At 66.8% G+C, this 14,940-nt stretch carries 9 protein-coding genes and 1 pseudogene; 3 read left to right on the forward strand and 7 right to left on the reverse strand.

Annotated elements, in window-relative coordinates; genetic code table 11:
• Nucleotides 1-6: 6 nt before the first annotated feature.
• The 6 genes from ON37_RS04410 to ON37_RS04435 all read right to left on the reverse strand — a co-directional run bounded on the left by ON37_RS04410 (nt 7) and on the right by ON37_RS04435 (nt 8,295).
• Nucleotides 7-1,107 (reverse strand): DUF7373 family lipoprotein, encoded by a 1,101-nt coding sequence (locus tag ON37_RS04410; protein ID WP_157171350.1) that lies wholly within the window; start codon nt 1,105-1,107, stop codon nt 7-9.
• Nucleotides 1,108-1,307: 200 nt separating this feature from the next.
• The gene (locus tag ON37_RS04415) at nt 1,308-2,921 is read right to left on the reverse strand and encodes a serine/threonine-protein kinase (RefSeq protein ID WP_040716942.1); all 1,614 of its coding nucleotides are present in this window, start codon (nt 2,919-2,921) and stop codon (nt 1,308-1,310) included.
• Nucleotides 2,922-2,997: 76 nt separating this feature from the next.
• Nucleotides 2,998-4,245, reverse strand: coding sequence for a DUF7373 family lipoprotein (locus ON37_RS04420; protein WP_040716943.1), 1,248 nt, complete (start codon nt 4,243-4,245; stop codon nt 2,998-3,000).
• Nucleotides 4,242-5,450, reverse strand: coding sequence for a DUF7373 family lipoprotein (locus ON37_RS04425; RefSeq protein WP_051031197.1), 1,209 nt, complete (start codon nt 5,448-5,450; stop codon nt 4,242-4,244). The genes ON37_RS04420 and ON37_RS04425 overlap by 4 nt, the downstream gene beginning before the upstream one ends.
• A 137-nt stretch (nt 5,451-5,587) precedes the next feature.
• Entirely contained in the window at nt 5,588-6,985 is a 1,398-nt protein-coding gene (locus ON37_RS04430; protein ID WP_040716945.1) for a type VII secretion-associated protein, read from the reverse strand.
• 110 nt (nt 6,986-7,095) lie between these two features.
• A complete protein-coding gene (locus ON37_RS04435) occupies nt 7,096-8,295 on the reverse strand; it encodes a DUF7373 family lipoprotein (RefSeq protein ID WP_040716946.1) in 1,200 nt (399 codons plus the stop codon).
• Nucleotides 8,296-8,447: 152 nt separating this feature from the next.
• On the opposite strand from ON37_RS04435, the gene ON37_RS04440 reads away from it, so the two are divergent.
• Nucleotides 8,448-9,761, forward strand: a complete 1,314-nt coding sequence (locus ON37_RS04440) for an FHA domain-containing protein (protein ID WP_040716947.1) — start codon at nt 8,448-8,450, stop codon at nt 9,759-9,761.
• A 46-nt stretch (nt 9,762-9,807) separates the two neighbouring features.
• On the opposite strand, the gene ON37_RS04445 is transcribed toward ON37_RS04440, so the two are convergent.
• A complete protein-coding gene (locus ON37_RS04445; RefSeq protein ID WP_040716949.1) occupies nt 9,808-11,253 on the reverse strand; it encodes a neutral zinc metallopeptidase in 1,446 nt (481 codons plus the stop codon).
• 111 nt (nt 11,254-11,364) lie between these two features.
• Here ON37_RS04445 and ON37_RS04450 point away from each other — a divergent pair, with 111 nt between their 5' ends.
• Nucleotides 11,365-13,980, forward strand: coding sequence for an FHA domain-containing protein (locus ON37_RS04450; protein ID WP_040716950.1), 2,616 nt, complete (start codon nt 11,365-11,367; stop codon nt 13,978-13,980).
• Nucleotides 13,981-14,065: 85 nt separating this feature from the next.
• A pseudogene (locus ON37_RS04455) lies at nt 14,066-14,940 on the forward strand (hypothetical protein); the annotation flags it as partial.

Consider the following 14,940-nt stretch of genomic DNA (forward strand, 5'->3'; position numbering starts at 1 on the left):
CCGGTTCTACTTGGAATTCTCCAGTATGGCGTACTGGGCGGAAGTCCTCTGCTGGATATCTATGAGCTGAGCGGACGAGATCTCGGCCACGTAATTGTTGTACCTAACGAAACATTGATAGCGAAATCTCGCGTACTCATCGGCGCGGTACTCGTAGCATCGCGCTATCGGAAGATTCTTCGGTGGATCGATCAAGCGGTATACTTTTCCCAACGCGGAATGTGCGTCTAATATCTTTTGGGCAGACGCCGCGTCCTTGGCCCGATAGAGTCTTGCTCCGTTGTAAGCCATCCAGTCCATCCCGGCCTCGGCGAAGAGCTTCGCGTCATTGTCGGGATCCCGCGAAAGATGCAGGGCGCCGTGCCGGTCGTAGAATCCCGGCGCATCTGTCCAGTTATCGGTCGGTGAGCGCCGCAATGTCCGACCGAGGATATCCTCGTGGTCTACCGGTATCGACTCGAGCTTATCGGACGGCGTCGGCGTGAAATTCTGCATCTGCGTGCTGACCACAGTCATGGTCTTCGTGGTCAGCGCGATCAGCTTGCTGAGTTCGATGTTGTGGAGGCTGTTTCCGAGTCGGTCCGAAATCCTCGCGTGGATAACGAACCTCCCGGCGGCCTTGAACGACTCGAGCCCTCCGTCGTAAGTGGTCCAGGCCAAGATATCGGGATGGCCGTCGACTACTACGGGACCGCGGGGGAATGTATCGCCAGCGAATTGTAGATGTTTTTGTACGTCCTGTTCTCTTTCATAGAGCGCTCGTGCCGCCTGCGAGGCAGAGCTCTCGTCGGTGAAGAGCAGAACCGAGTACGCGATACTTTGAGCGATGCGTGAATCGTATTCGGATCTTCCCCAGGTATAGAATCCGACGGTAAAACCCTTCGCATCCTCCTCGAAATGATCCGAGCGGATGCCGGCTATTCCAGGATCGATCCATGCGTAGGTGCTGTTATCTTCGTGGCCTGTCTGGTACCTGAACAGGGGATCGATTTCCATCGCAAGGGGAGCTATACTCGCCAGCCGCTGGCCTTCCACTATTCTGGCGCGTGTCGGGTTCGGGCTCCCCACTTTTCCGGGGGTGGTGTTGAAACTGCCGGTATCGAGCAAACGGACATCGATTTGTGGTGAAGGAGCGGCCGCCGGAGAATCGGCTGAATTGGTACTGCATGCGACCGTAATGCCTAAGAATGCGGTCAGTGCCGGTACGAGCAGAGTTGTCTTTCGCAAAGCCCTCCCCTAATATTCGCGTGATCATATCGGCACGAGCCCGTTTCCGATAGCGTGGACCTGCACAGCGGTGTGGCCGGTCACCTCACCCGGTCGTGCAGTAGTGGTACGAGTTTGGTCAGCATGACTGTGTCCGAATTGGAGCCCCAATTACGCAACGCGGCGACAGCTGCTGGGTCGTCCAGAGGAACTACGGTGGCACGGGAATTCGACAGCTGATATGGCAGTCCGAGTAGCCCGCCGCCGCCGGCATTCTTATCGCTACGAACAGCCAGAACGAAACTGTCGTCGCTGAACTTGAACGCGTCGTAGTCGGTATCCGAAATCGGCCGTGGTGAGGGTTCGTCACCCTTTTTCGGATAATTGAGGTTGTATACGAATCCCAATTCCTCGAGGAACTTCGCTTGCGGTGTTCCGTCGAGGTAAATCGCTAACTTGTCGTCATTCGTGACGTCGACGATCGTGATAGTTTTACCCGCGAAGGCTGGATTCGCCTCTCTCGCTTGGGCAACCGACGTGAACGGGGCGGCTGAGGTCGAGGTTGCCGCGGACGCCGAGGTTGTCGGCGCCCCCGTTCCGCCCGAACTTCCCTGCGTGGCCCAGATTCCGATGCCGGCGGCCAACGCGATGGCGACGATCGCTCCCACTCCGCCGAGCAGTAATGGCTTGCGGCTCTTGGGTTTCGGTTCGAGGAGTTGGGAGAGGTTCGTGTCGGAGGGATGGCTTGGTCGGGTCTGGATGCCGGACTGGGTTTGGTGGGGGAGCTGGGTTCGGGGGTCGGTCGGAGGCCGGGGGTCGAAGACCTGGATGGGGTAGGTGGGGGAGGTGGTGGTGCGGATGGGGTTGTGGCCGGGGGTGAGGGCGTTGGCGGCGGCGTCGGTGAGCTCGCGGCAGCTGGCGAAGCGGTCGGCGGGGTTCTTGGCGAGAGCGCGGGCGAAGACGTGATCGATTGCCGGCGGGAGGCCGGAGTTCACGGCGGTTGCGCGGGGCGGCGGCTCGTACAGGTGCCCCATCATGACCATCGCCGGTTGTGTTGCGGGATAAGGGTTTTGACCGGTGATCAGCTTGTACAGGGCGCAGCCGAGGCTGTAGATGTCGGCGCGGCTGTCCACCGGCATGCCCTGCAGCTGTTCGGGCGGGGCGTAGGCGATGGTGGCGACGAAGCTGCCGGTTTGGGTGAGCTCGGTGGCGTCGTCGGTGGACTTTGCGACACCGAAATCGGTGAGCAGGACGCGTTCTTCGTCGTCGCCCTCGCGCGCGGACAGCAGGAAGTTGGCCGGTTTGATGTCGCGATGCAGCAGGCCGCGCCGATGCGCGTAGTCGAGGCCCTTGCCGACTTCGGTGACGATGCGCAGCGCGCGCAGCGGCGTCATCGCATGGGGGTCGCGCGCCAATTCGGCCGAGGCATCGGTGCCGTCGACGTACTGCATGGCGATCCACAACTGGCCGTGTTCTTCACCGCGGTTGTAGACCGAGACGATATTCGGATGATCCAGGCCGGCGGCGAGATTGGCCTCGCGTTCGAAGCGGCCGCGGAATTCGGCGTTCGCGGACAGTTCGCCGCTCAGCACCTTGATGGCGTCCATTCGCGGCAGGCTGGGATGTTTGGCGAGATAGACCGTTCCCATACCGCCGGCGCCCAGCACGCGAACGATCCGATACCCACCGACGATGGTGCCGGGACTCATCACCATCAGTAACAAACTCCTGGTCGTTCGGTGGGCCGCGTACTGCCGCGGAGCTTACTGGACTGCGAGGTGAGGGGTCGAGTCACGGCTGCCACTGACTGTTGGCGAACAACGCGTACTGCGCGGCCGCGCGCTGGTGGACGTCGACCAGCTGATTCGAGGTCACATAGCCGACGTAATTGCGGTAGGCGACGATGCAGGTATAGCGCTTGGGTCCGCCGAAACCGGTCTCCCGGCCGGTGTTTTCGACGCACGTCGAAGCCGGCACCTTGGGCACCGGGTCGACCGCGGGGCCACCGCCCTGGAAGGTGATGCGGTCGGTAACGGCCTTCTTGGCCGCGTCGGCATCGTCGGTCCGGAGGACCAGGGCGTCGGCGGTCTTGGCGAATTCGTTGGCCTTCAATGCGGCGACGCTCTGCGCGGCGATCTTGCGGTCGGGCATGTAGTGCAGAACCGCGTGCGGGCCGAACACGCCGTTGTCGTCACCGTATTGGGGTCGACCCGTCTGGCCGGTGTTGAGCGCGCGGCTGAGCAGGTAATCCGGATCCCAGGGAAGTTTGACCGTGTCCTCGTCGGTGATCGGCGGCAACCGGTCCAGCAGCGGAAACTCGGTGTCCAGAGCCTTTTCGGTGAGGGCGGTGAGGCTGTTCAGATCGGGAGCCGGGGTGAGAGCCAGGACCGACACGACATAGGAGCCGTGCGCGAGGAAGGACCGGATCGACGGTGTTCCGGGTCGCCAATGAGCATGCGCGTCGGGGTATTTGGCGAGGGGGACGGGCTGGTTCTGATCCTTGTAGAGAGCGAAATCGGTGTTGAAGAAGTCGGTGGCGGCACGCGCGGCGCCGGCGGCGTCGTTGAACTGCATCACCGACAGGGCGAGCACCGTCGAGCTGGGCTTCTCGGGTTTCGGCCAGCCGGAGAAGCCCCAGCCCGAATCCTTGTCGCTACCCGCGGTCGAGAAGCCGTACAGCATGGTGTCGCGTTTGGCGGTCGCCACCATCTCGGCACCGTCGCCGATCGCGTCGGCCAGGACACCGGCGGAGAAGCTCCCGACCTTCTCGCGTTTCGTCAGGCGAGGGTCGACCTGATCCGCGGTCACCACGTAGTCCGCCAGACGCATCCCGGCGGCCTGGGGCGCGTTGACGAAACCCGGACGGAAATCGACATGGATGTCGAGCGGGCGCACGTCGTAACTGCCGACATCGAGGGTGCGTACATCGATTTCCGACGGTCCGGCCCAGCCGCCGATCGTCGCACCACATCCCGTCACTGCGAACAGACCGCCCAGACAGGTGAGGACGGCCGCCATCCGGCCCAGACGCCCGATCATTTCTTGTCCGCCTTCACCAGGATGGCGTACTGCGCCGAAATGCGCTGTTGCGCGTCGAGTAATTGCTCGCCCCAGGCCAGGGAGGCGTAGCGGCCGTAATACACCGAACAGTAGAAGCGCACCGCCAACTTTTCCTTGCCGTCGTACTCGCGGCATTTCGCGACGGGCAGGTTCTTCGGTCCGGTGGCCGCCTTGAAGTGTTTCGCGGAACCGCCGAGTTGGTCGCGAACATCCTTGGCTGCGGCAGCATCCCGGGCGCGGTAGACGTGGGTACCGTAATCGGCGAACCGATCGACCCCGTCGGCCTGATACCACTTGCGGGATTCACCCGGGTCCGAGCTGAAGGCGAGGCCGGTATAGCCGGTGTAGGCGCCGGGCGGATTGAGCCATTCCCCCTCGGCCTCCTTGGGCCGGATCATGGTGCGGCCGAGCATTCCGTCGATATCCATCGGCTGATCCATCAACTTGTCCGGTGGGGTCGGCCGGTACTTCGCCAGCGCCGGCACCACCGTGTCCAGGCTGCGCGTGGCGCGGGCGACCAGATCCGGAAGGTCGACCCGGCCGAACCAGTTCTTGGCCTGGTCGTAGACCGAGATGTAGACGACCAGGCGGCCGGCGGGATACCAGACGTTGATGGCCTGCTTCCCCGGAACCCAATGCGCATGAGCCTGGGGATAATTGGGGATCGCGACGGCCTGAGTCTGCGGATCGCGGCCGAAATCGCGTCGTTCCAGCGCCGCGGCGACCTCCGTGGCGCGCTGCTCGGTCGGCAAGATCATCGCCGCATCGACCAGTTCGATACCCAGATTGTCCGGGTCGTTGCGGCCGTAGTTGACGAACCCGCTGATCAGATCCGGCGCGTCCTCGCTGAAGTGGGTCACGTCGGTGAAATCTTTCATCGCCGACATCTTGGGATCGATGAAGACCAGCGTGTTCAGCGCGCCGGTGTGGACGAACGCCGGATCGATGTCCATCGGCAGGGGCAAGAAGTTGCCCAACCGTTCGGCCTCCATCATCGCGGCCTGGAAGGGGTTCTTCGGCGTGCCCATATCCCGCGGATTCGCGTCGTAGGGACCGACATCCAGGGCGGCGAGGTCGATGGTCGGTTCGGGCGGCGGCGCGGGGGCCGGATCGGAGCCGCATCCGCTCGCGGCCAGTGCCACCGCGGCCGCGGCAGCAGCCAGCAAACGCACGGATCCTCGCATATTCCCCTCCCACAGGCTCGACGCCGGCGAGCACGCGTGCTGCTGCGTCGACGCTGCGAAGAAGATAGCACCCACCTCCGACGGGCGGCGGTCGACCGGCGGCCCCGCAGTGGTGACCGATCACCCCGACCGGCGCGTTACCGGGCGATCTCCAGCTCCGCGACGAACTTCTCACAGACGGTGGCCATCGGCTCCCAGCTACCGGTCGGGTACTGGCAGCCGATGCTGACCTGAATGCCCGAATCCACCAGGACCTGCCACCGCACGGTCGTCCCGTCGCCCGGATACTCCTCGTAGGACGAGCCCGGGCGCCCGCCGAAAACGACATCGCGCCGCAGCGGTCCGACGGTCCCCGGCGGTCGGGCGGCGATCTGCGCCGTCAGGGCAGCGGCCACCTCGTCGCCTGCCAGACCCGGCGGGAGCGATTTCTGGACGAGCGAAATCCGTTCGCGCGCACCGTCGTCCGGCACGAAGTCGGCCCGATTGTCGCTGCGGAGGGTGCCGTGCCACGCCCGCGGCACCCGGGCCCGCACGCGGCCGAAGGTCTGCGCGGGTGCGGCGGGCGCGCTCGTCGCACCCGCGCCGGTGGGCGCCGCGGTGGTCGCGGTGCCGCCGGAACGTGTCAGCACCAGCGCCGCGGCGACCGCGAGGAGGATCACGCCGAGCGATGCCGCGGCGCCCAGCAGCAATCGCTTGCGGCGCTGCGTCGGTGGGCGGCTCGCCGCCGCGTGCTGGTGCAGCGATCCCACCCACTGGGTGGCCGGTTGGGCTGGTGGCGTCGCGGCGGGTACCGCGGGCCCTCCTCGCAGCAGGTCCACGCCCGACATCGTGCGCAGATCGACGCCGAAGCCGTAGCGCTGGGTGAGTTGTTCCCGCATCGCCGCCACCGTCCCGGGGTCCGAAATCCCGAGCACGACGAAGTAGGTGGGTTTGCGACCCCCGAGCAGCCGGTCGACGACGTCGACGACTGCCGCCACCCCGCGTCCCTCGGCGAGATCCGCGGTGCCGACGGTCGGTTCGTATTCGCAGGCCTCGATCCAGGTTTCGGTACCCGAGCGCCCCGCCAGCGTCACCGTCGTGGTCAGCGGATTCGCTTCGACGACCGCGATACGCTGCTGCTGCGAGGTGCTCGCGGACAGTTTCGCCACCCGCAGTGCCAGCGGCTCGACCGCGACGTCGGCGACGAGGCGGCGCGCTCCGGCCTCGAGCGCCGCTCGCCGCCGTGTACCCCACTCCGAGGGGCCGACGACGGTGAGCTTCCGGCACGGTTCGGCCAGGCGCAGATTCGTCAGCACCGCACCGAAGACGGCGGCGAAGGCATCGGCCGGAGTCGGCAACATCGGCACCACCGCGATGCGATCGGCCGCGGCCAGCCGGACCACCGAGACGGCGGGACTCGGCGGCTGAAGTGGTTCGCCCACGATCAGGTTCGTGCCGTCGCTGGCGGGCACCACCGAGGGCGCGCCGTCCCAATGGGTGGATTCGCTACGGGCCCACACCCGGCTGTCGGTCAGGATCAGATCGACCGTGGACATCAGTCGGGCATCCGGATTCTCGCGACGAACGGCACGGCCTCCCCTTCCAGGCTGGTTCTCGCGGCATAGTACTCCACCGGCCGCAGGCCCTGGTGACGCCGCGGAGTTGCTCAGAAACTGTTGGCCAGCAACGCATATGCCGCGCCGACGCGTCGATCGACATCGTCACGGCTGTCGGCGTTCACGACCTCCACATAGCGGCGGTAGGGCACGTAGCAGCGGAACTTGCTGTCCTTCTGGGAATCTCCGGACTTGTTGAGACTCAGGCATTTCGCCCCGGGCACGCCGTGCGGGGCGTCGACCGGATCGTACTGCCGGCCGGAACCGGCGATCAGCCCGTTGATCAGGCGTGACCCGGCATCGGCATCGCGCACTCGCATGACGGAGCTGTTGTCCGCGACGGCGATCGCGTCCAGGCCGGTATCGTCCACCAGCCGCTGCCGTGTCGCCTCGTCGGAGGAGATGTGGACGAAGGCGGGGGCGGCGTACACCGCGAACCGATCCGGATCCGGCGTGCGGTTGGCACGATCCCGCACCACTGCTCGGGCCAGCAGCCCGTCGGTGTCGATCGGCAGCGCGTCCAGGCCGCGCTGGGGCGTCGGCTGGAACCTGTCCAGCGCAGGTACCTGCGCGTCGAGTGTCTTCTGGACCCAGGCCAGCAGGTCCGACTCCTCGGCGCGGGGACGTTCGATGAACAGCGAGATCACGAACTGCTTGTAGGCCATGAACGTTCCGATGGTGGGGATCCCGGGACGGTAGTGGATATAGGCATCGGAGTACTTCGGCAACGTGAGTTTGCGGTTGAGGTCCGGGGCCACCCCGAAGTCGACATCCTCTAGCTCGCGGGCGGCCTGCCGGGCGCCGGCCTCGTCCGGAAACCGCAGCACGAGATCGGTCACCGTGGTGGATTGCGCGGCGCTGTCGAGCGAACCGGGTTTATCGGATCCGGCGGCGACATAGCCGACGACCATCTTGTTGCGATCGAGGACGGGTTTGGAGACGGCGGCCAGCAGTCGCCGGGTGGCGTCGGTGCTGTCGACCACCACCCGGCCGCCGGCGCCGACGATCAGGCTGGGATCGACCCGAAGACTCGGCACCACGGCCTGGGACATCCGCATACCCTCCAGCAGCGCGCCCTTCCCGGCGGCGCTGCCGTCGTAACTGTGCCGGTCGACCGCGTACGGCCCCACATCCAGTGTCCGCACATCGATCTCGGCCGCGGTCGGGGTGCCCTGCACGCCGCATCCGGTCAGCAGCCCGAGCACGGCCGCGCAGGAGAAGACGAGTGCTGTGCGAAATGGTCGGCCCATGGCCCTGCCCCCGTTCTGCCGGTGCTTTCTCCCGGTACCCGGACGAAATTACCGGACCGGACCCGACGGCGGGGACTCATGCGCGACGATTGCCTTAACCTTGTCCGTGTGGTGACCGCTGCGCTGATTCTGCTCGGAGGCCGATTCCGTTGATGGATCGGCAGGTCGAGGTTGTCGCGGGTAACCACATCGTGGTGCGGGTCGCGGGGGCCGTGGTCGTGGTCGCACATCGCGGTCCGGGGCGGATCCGGCCGGAATCGCCCGCGATGCGCGCGGCCGAGGCGGTCGCGCAGCTCGTCGCCGAGGCCTGCGAGCACGCCCCGGAAGGACCGGGCCGCCTGATCGCCCGGGAAGCAACTCGCTGGCTGATTCAGCAAGCCGAGCAGGTCGACGGCAGCCCGATCGATCTCGGCATCCTGTCGCGTTCGGATACCGGCGGCGTCGCGATCTTCCTGCACGGCGCGGTGACGGCGGTGCTGGCGGGCGCGCGCGGCGTCGAGTACTACCGCGGCGTCGATGCCGCCTTCACCGTCGACCGATTCACCGAACCGCCGGCCCGCGCGGCCGCCGTCTTCATCGACGACGAGCGCGGCCGGATCCCGGAACTGCCGGAGCGTGGGATCGGTTCGCTCGTGGAGGGGGTGGCTCCGGCGGCCGGTGCGGTCGTCTGGTTCGAGGGGGAGCGGACCCGCGCCCGCGACCGGGTCGCTCGGCCCACGTCCGCCGGCGCACACCACCGAACCGAACCACCGCCCAGCTCGCAGTTGGACGCCCAGCGCCCCGAACCCCGGCCCCTGCCGCCGCCCACCCGACCCGATCGGGTGCCGGAAACCGATGAGCGGCAAGGGATTACGCCTGCACAGCCGCAGCCCGATCGTGGTGAGGATCCGCGGCTCGCGCAAACCCGGCTGAGCGGTACCAACCCGGCCCCGGCGCCCGATCCCGAACTCGAACGCCGGATGGAGGCGACCGCGCGGGCCACCGCGCTGACCGTGCGGGTGATGGGATTCAAATGCGCGCGTGCCCATCCCAGCGATCCGCGTTCGGCGTTCTGCACCGTCTGCGGTATGCCGGTCGATCAGACTCAGGCGCCGGCCGAGGTGATTCGGCCCCCACTGGGCATGCTCGTTCTCGACGACGGCATGACCTATCTACTGACCGCCGACGCGGTGATCGGGCGCGATCCGGAGAACTCGGAGGCGGCGCAGCGTGGCCTGGTTCCGGTGAAGATCGAGGACTCCTCGGGCGGAATGTCGCGCGCGCACGCCGAAATTCGGCTGATGAACTGGGACATCACCGTCGTCGATCGCGGCTCCACCAACGGCACCCGGGCCCGGCCACCGGGCTACCGGGAGTGGATTCCGTTGCAGCCCAATCAGCCCATGGTGCTGGTCCAGGGGTCGGAGATCATGCTGGGCAATCGCGTGTTACGACTCGAACCGGCCGCGCCGCCGCCGTTCGGCTAGCGGGCGTGCGTGTGCCTGATCCTGGAAGCCGGACAGCGCACCGCGCTCAGCTGTAGCGCGCCTCGCAAACCTGCTGGGTGCCGAGCACGCCGGCCCGGAACGCGTCGACCCGGGAGAATCCGCTGGGCACCGTCTTGCCCTCGACATCGCTGGCGGCCAGCCCGTCGCTGAGCAGTCCGGAGACCGCCTTGTCCAGGTCGCCCGGGGACAACGCGATATCGCCCTGGTCCGCGTTGCGATGCGGGTCGGCGAGTTTCGCGGTGATGACCCCGGACAGACAGGCCGCGCGCAGGCCGGTCTTGGCCCCGGTCAACGGCTGGTGCGCGTTGCGCTGCACGGCGAGCGCGTATCGGGAGACGAAGACCACGTAGGCGTTGTAGTCCCCGCCGATTCGGGTCGGAAAACCGTCCTGCTCATCGGTGTTCGCGGCGCCGCGTTCGGCCAGTGCGGGAATGTCGGTGCCGATGGTGTTGGTAGCGGGGCAGTAGGTCACCGGCACCGTGTCGGCGCCGTTGCTGCAATGCATGAGAGCACCGTGATAGTCGTAGGTCGGTTCCGACGGGATCGGCATGATCGCCGCCATCGCCTTGCTCAATTCCTTGAGGCTCTCCTTCGTGATCGCCAGCTCACCCCGATTGGCGTCGTCGCCGAACGATTGCGGCAGATTCTTGCGCCGGCGATTGATGTCCTTCATATCGATGGCCTTGCAGCCCTTGGGGCCGTCGGTGAACCCGATCTGCACCGCCGTCACCCGCTCGAACGCCGACCCGTGCACCGACTCCGGATCTTCCGGATTGGCATCGCGAATGGCGACGGTGGCGGCCAGCACGTTGTTGAGGCCATCGGAGGTGTTGATCGTGAAATGCGCGGCCTTGCCCTCCGCGACATGGCGCATGAACGCGCCGGCGAAGCAGTCGGCCTGCTGCTCCTTCACGATCACCGGATCCTTGGCGGTGACGATGCGCGACATGGTCTGGACGGCATGGCCGTATTCATGAGCCAGCACCATCACCACGGCCATCTTTCCGAAGCTGTCCTCCATCATCGGGAGCAGGACGCCGCGGTCCCAGCCCACCGAATTGTCCAGCCGGCAGTACGCGGCGTTGACCAGGTGATAGGTCGTGTCCTTGCAGAACTGCGACTCCTGCGAACGCGGCGCCTTCGCATTCCACGAATAGAATTTGGTGACCGGCGTGAATTGCCCGTCGAATTCGTTGTGATATTCACCGCGCCAATACGTTTGGATATCGTCGAGGGCGTTGAGCGCCAGGGTGTCGACGGGTCCCTTGTCGCCGCCGGTGGCGGTCAGCTCGGCGTCGGCGACGCCCGGCCGCGGGCCGCTGGGACCGCTGGTGGTGGGCAGGCCGGCGACCTGGAACGGATCGTCGTAGATGGATACGGCGTGACCGCCGGTGGTCATGGTGCAGCCGGCGAGCAGTCCGACCGTGAGCACCAATACGGCGAGCGCCGCCGTCACCGGGCGTTTCGCCATGTCCCCTCCCTCCCCGGGCCGGTTTGTCGAGCCGTCACCTGCGCCGCCCCCGGCGATCGGGGGCACATTCGAGCCCCACCGATGTCACGGCCATCGCATATTATCCGGCTCATGTCATTACCGGGGGCGCAGAAGATCACCGTGCGCCATGAGGGAACCGATCGGATCTTCGAAACCACTCAGCAGGTGACCCTGGGGCGCGCGCCCGAGGTGACGGTGTTCGTGGACAGTCCGCTGGTCTCTCGTGTGCACGCGACACTCGTTTGGCAGGGGGGCGCCTGGGTGCTCTCCGACAACGGCAGTACCAACGGGGTTTTCGTGGACGCGCAACGCATCACGCGTCCGGTCCCGGTCGATCGGCCGATGCTGGTCCGGCTCGGCGACGCGATCACCGGACCGCTGGTGCATCTGCTGCCCGAGGCGCAGTTCCGCCCGCCCGCACCGCCCGCCCGGGCGCAGATGCCGGGGCGGGCGCCGAATTCGTCCGGACGGGACGGGGCGCCGCGCGACGGGGTACGGGGGGAGGGACCGCGCGGCGGCGGACCGCAGCAGCGCCGGCAGCCGTCGCGCCCCACACCGCAATCCGGGCAGTTGCGTCGCCCGGCTCCGCCGCAGCCGCCGTCGCGGCCCGATCAGCGCCCGAATCAACGCCCGGCGCAACCGGTTCCGGCGGCCAACGGTGGTGCGCCGAACGTCAACATGACCACCAAGGCCGACACCTCGGCCCTGCCACCCGTGCGGGCCCGGGCCTCGACCGCACCGATCGCGCGTGCGGACCGGATTCCGGCCGGCGGTCTCACCATCGGCCGCACCAGTGACAATCAGATCGTCGTCAACGATCCGCTGGCCTCGCGCCGGCACGCGCGACTGGTCAAGGGCAACGAGGGCCTCGTTCTCGAGGATGTGGGCTCGGCCAACGGCACCTTCGTCAACGGCCGCCGCGAACAGCGGGTGGCGCTGCGCGAACGCGATATCGTCACCATCGGCAACGTCGACTTCGTCGTCCAGGACGGCACGCTCAAACATCGCAAGAAGCCGGTCACCGAGCAGGGGCTGAGCGTGCACGGTGTCGGGTTCGTGGTCGAAGGCAACAAACAACTGCTCGTCGACGTCAACATGCAGGCCGGGCGCGGCACGCTGACCGCACTCATCGGACCGTCCGGTGCGGGTAAGTCGACCCTGTCGAAACTCATTGCGGGAACGACACATCCGTCGGCCGGTGTGGTCACCTTCGAGGGGCGCAATCTGCACGCCGAGTACGAGGCGATGCGCAGCCGAATCGGTATGGTGCCGCAGGACGACGTGCTGCATCGGCAACTGACCGTGCGCCAGGCCCTCGGCTTCGCCGCCGAACTGCGTCTGCCGCCGGACTCCTCCAAGGCGGACCGGCAGCAGGTGATCGACGGGGTGCTGAAGGAACTGTCGCTGACCGAACACGCCGACACCCGCGTCGACCGGTTGTCCGGTGGTCAGCGCAAGCGGGCCTCGGTCGCGCTGGAGTTGCTCACCGGTCCGGCGCTGCTTCTGCTCGACGAACCGACCTCCGGTCTGGACCCCGCACTGGACCGTCAGGTCATGACCATGTTGCGCGAACTGGCCGACGCCGGCCGCACCGTCATCGTGGTCACGCATTCGGTGGCCTGCCTCGACATGTGCGATCAGGTGCTGCTGCTGGCGCCCGGCGGTAAGACCGCGTTCTGCGGGCACCCGGCCGGTGTCGGTGATTTCCTCGGCACCAGCGACTGGGCGGAGATCTTCGCGCGGGTGGCCGCCGATCCGGACCGGGCCTTCGCGAATTACCGCTCTCGGCAGGCGGCCGTACCACCGCCCCCGCCGCCGGCCGCACCGCGCGGGGTGATGGGACAGCCCCCGAAATCCAGTGCGTGGAAACAGTTCTCGACGCTCTCGCGCCGGCAGGTGCGGTTGATCCTGGCCGACCGCGGCTACCTGGCCTTCCTGGTGGTGCTGCCGTTCGTCCTGGGTGTGCTGTGTCTGGTCGTGCCCGGCAAGAACGGATTCGCCGCCGCGCCCTGGATTCTCGGGCCGGACGGCCAGATGCACCCGCAACCCACCGGCGGCAGCGAATCCCAGCAGCTGCTGGTGGTGCTGATTCTGGGCGCCTGTTTCATGGGTTCCACGCTCACCGTGCGTGATCTGGTGGGTGAGCGGCCGATCTTCTTCCGGGAGCGGGCCGTCGGGCTGTTGCCCTCGGCGTATCTGCTGGCGAAGGTGATGGTTTTCGGCGTCGCGGCGCTGTTGCAGTCGGCCGTGCTGGTGGCGATCGTGCTGGCCGGTAAGAATCCGCCCGGCAAGGGTGCGCTCATTCCCTCCGGCAGCGTGGAGCTGTATCTCGACATCGCGCTCACCGCGGTGACCTGCGTGGTGGTCGGGCTGCTGCTGTCGACGGTGGCGAAATCGAACGAACAGGTCATGCCGCTGCTGGTGGTCATGATCATGTGCCAGCTGGTGATGGCCGGCGGCATGATCCCGGTCACCGATCGGGTTGTGCTGGAGCAGATTTCCTATGTCTTCCCGTCGCGCTGGGGATTCGCCAGCGGTGCGTCGACGATCGATCTGCGAACGCTGTTCCTCAATGCTCAGCCCGACCCGATCTGGCAGCACAGCGCCGGATTCTGGTTGCTCGACGCGGGGATGTTGATCGTGCTCACCGCACTGCTGTCGACGTTGACCTGGTGGCGACTACGGCTGAAGAAATCGGCCGCATGAGCGGGACCGAAACCGATGGTCGCGGCGGGTCGACCGAACTAATCGGACCTGCCCCGAGCGTGCCGACGCGACAGCAGGCACACTTATGCATGTGACGGCTCGAGTTGGGGCGATACATCTCGGTTGGGATGTGGTGTCCGTGGCCGCCGGTGGCGGTGGGACGCCGATCCGCCCGGTCCAGGTGGAAGGCACATATACGCCGCCCGCGTATTTGCTGGCGGACAAGTCCGGGCGCCTGCACACGGCGGGTGTGGACAGACAGCGACCCGATCTCGGCATCGCCGTTTCCGACGTCCGCGACATCCTCGGCCACCAGCAGATCCGCATCGCCGGTGCGACCTGGCCCGCGGAGCTGGTGTTCCGCGCCCGGCTGTACAACCCGCTCGCGGCCATCGGCACCCGGTTGCGCGGCAAACCCGATGTGGTGGCGCTGCCGTTCCCGGACGACTGGCCCGACGAGAAGGTCGAAGAATACTGCCGCTTGATCGAGCGGATGGATGTCGTGACCGACCCGCTGCCCGAATCCGTGGCACTGTCCGGATATGTGCGCGCCCTGGGACTGGTACAGCCGCCGGTCCCGGGCCGTCGTGGGATCGGCGCGACCGGCGTCTATTCCGACGGGCGGGTCTGCCTGGTGGTCGCCGTCGACGGCGACGACGAACAACCCACCGAATCGGTCGGCGTCCCGATCGCGCCGGATTCGATGCGGGACGCGCATGCCGCGGACAACGTGGTCATCGAGGTGATGGCCGCGGCCCGGTCCATCGGTGCGGACACCTCGACGGTGCTGCTCACGGGCAATGTGTGTTTCAACGACGCGTTGCGCCTGGCCTTCCAGAACCATCTCGGGCAGCGATTGCGCGTCGCCGACCATCCGATGCACGCGCTGGTGCTCGGTGCGGCACACCTGCTGGTCACCGACAGCGAATACGCAGAGGCCGCCGCGCAGCCGCCGGAGCC

The sequence above is a fragment of the Nocardia veterana NBRC 100344 genome (assembly GCF_000308855.1).
GTDB lineage: Bacteria > Actinomycetota > Actinomycetes > Mycobacteriales > Mycobacteriaceae > Nocardia > Nocardia veterana.

What these genes read in the sequence shown, in the direction of transcription:
- ON37_RS04415 (WP_040716942.1), bottom strand. Translation starts at nt 2,921, where the DNA reads ATGGTGATGAGTCCCGGCACCATCGTCGGTGGGTATCGGATCGTTCGC.
- ON37_RS04420 (WP_040716943.1), bottom strand. Translation starts at nt 4,245, where the DNA reads ATGATCGGGCGTCTGGGCCGGATGGCGGCCGTCCTCACCTGTCTGGGC.
- ON37_RS04425 (WP_051031197.1), bottom strand. Translation starts at nt 5,450, where the DNA reads ATGCGAGGATCCGTGCGTTTGCTGGCTGCTGCCGCGGCCGCGGTGGCA.
- ON37_RS04430 (WP_040716945.1), bottom strand. Translation starts at nt 6,985, where the DNA reads ATGTCCACGGTCGATCTGATCCTGACCGACAGCCGGGTGTGGGCCCGT.
- ON37_RS04435 (WP_040716946.1), bottom strand. Translation starts at nt 8,295, where the DNA reads ATGGGCCGACCATTTCGCACAGCACTCGTCTTCTCCTGCGCGGCCGTG.
- ON37_RS04440 (WP_040716947.1), top strand. Translation starts at nt 8,448, where the DNA reads ATGGATCGGCAGGTCGAGGTTGTCGCGGGTAACCACATCGTGGTGCGG.
- ON37_RS04445 (WP_040716949.1), bottom strand. Translation starts at nt 11,253, where the DNA reads ATGGCGAAACGCCCGGTGACGGCGGCGCTCGCCGTATTGGTGCTCACG.
- ON37_RS04450 (WP_040716950.1), top strand. Translation starts at nt 11,365, where the DNA reads ATGTCATTACCGGGGGCGCAGAAGATCACCGTGCGCCATGAGGGAACC.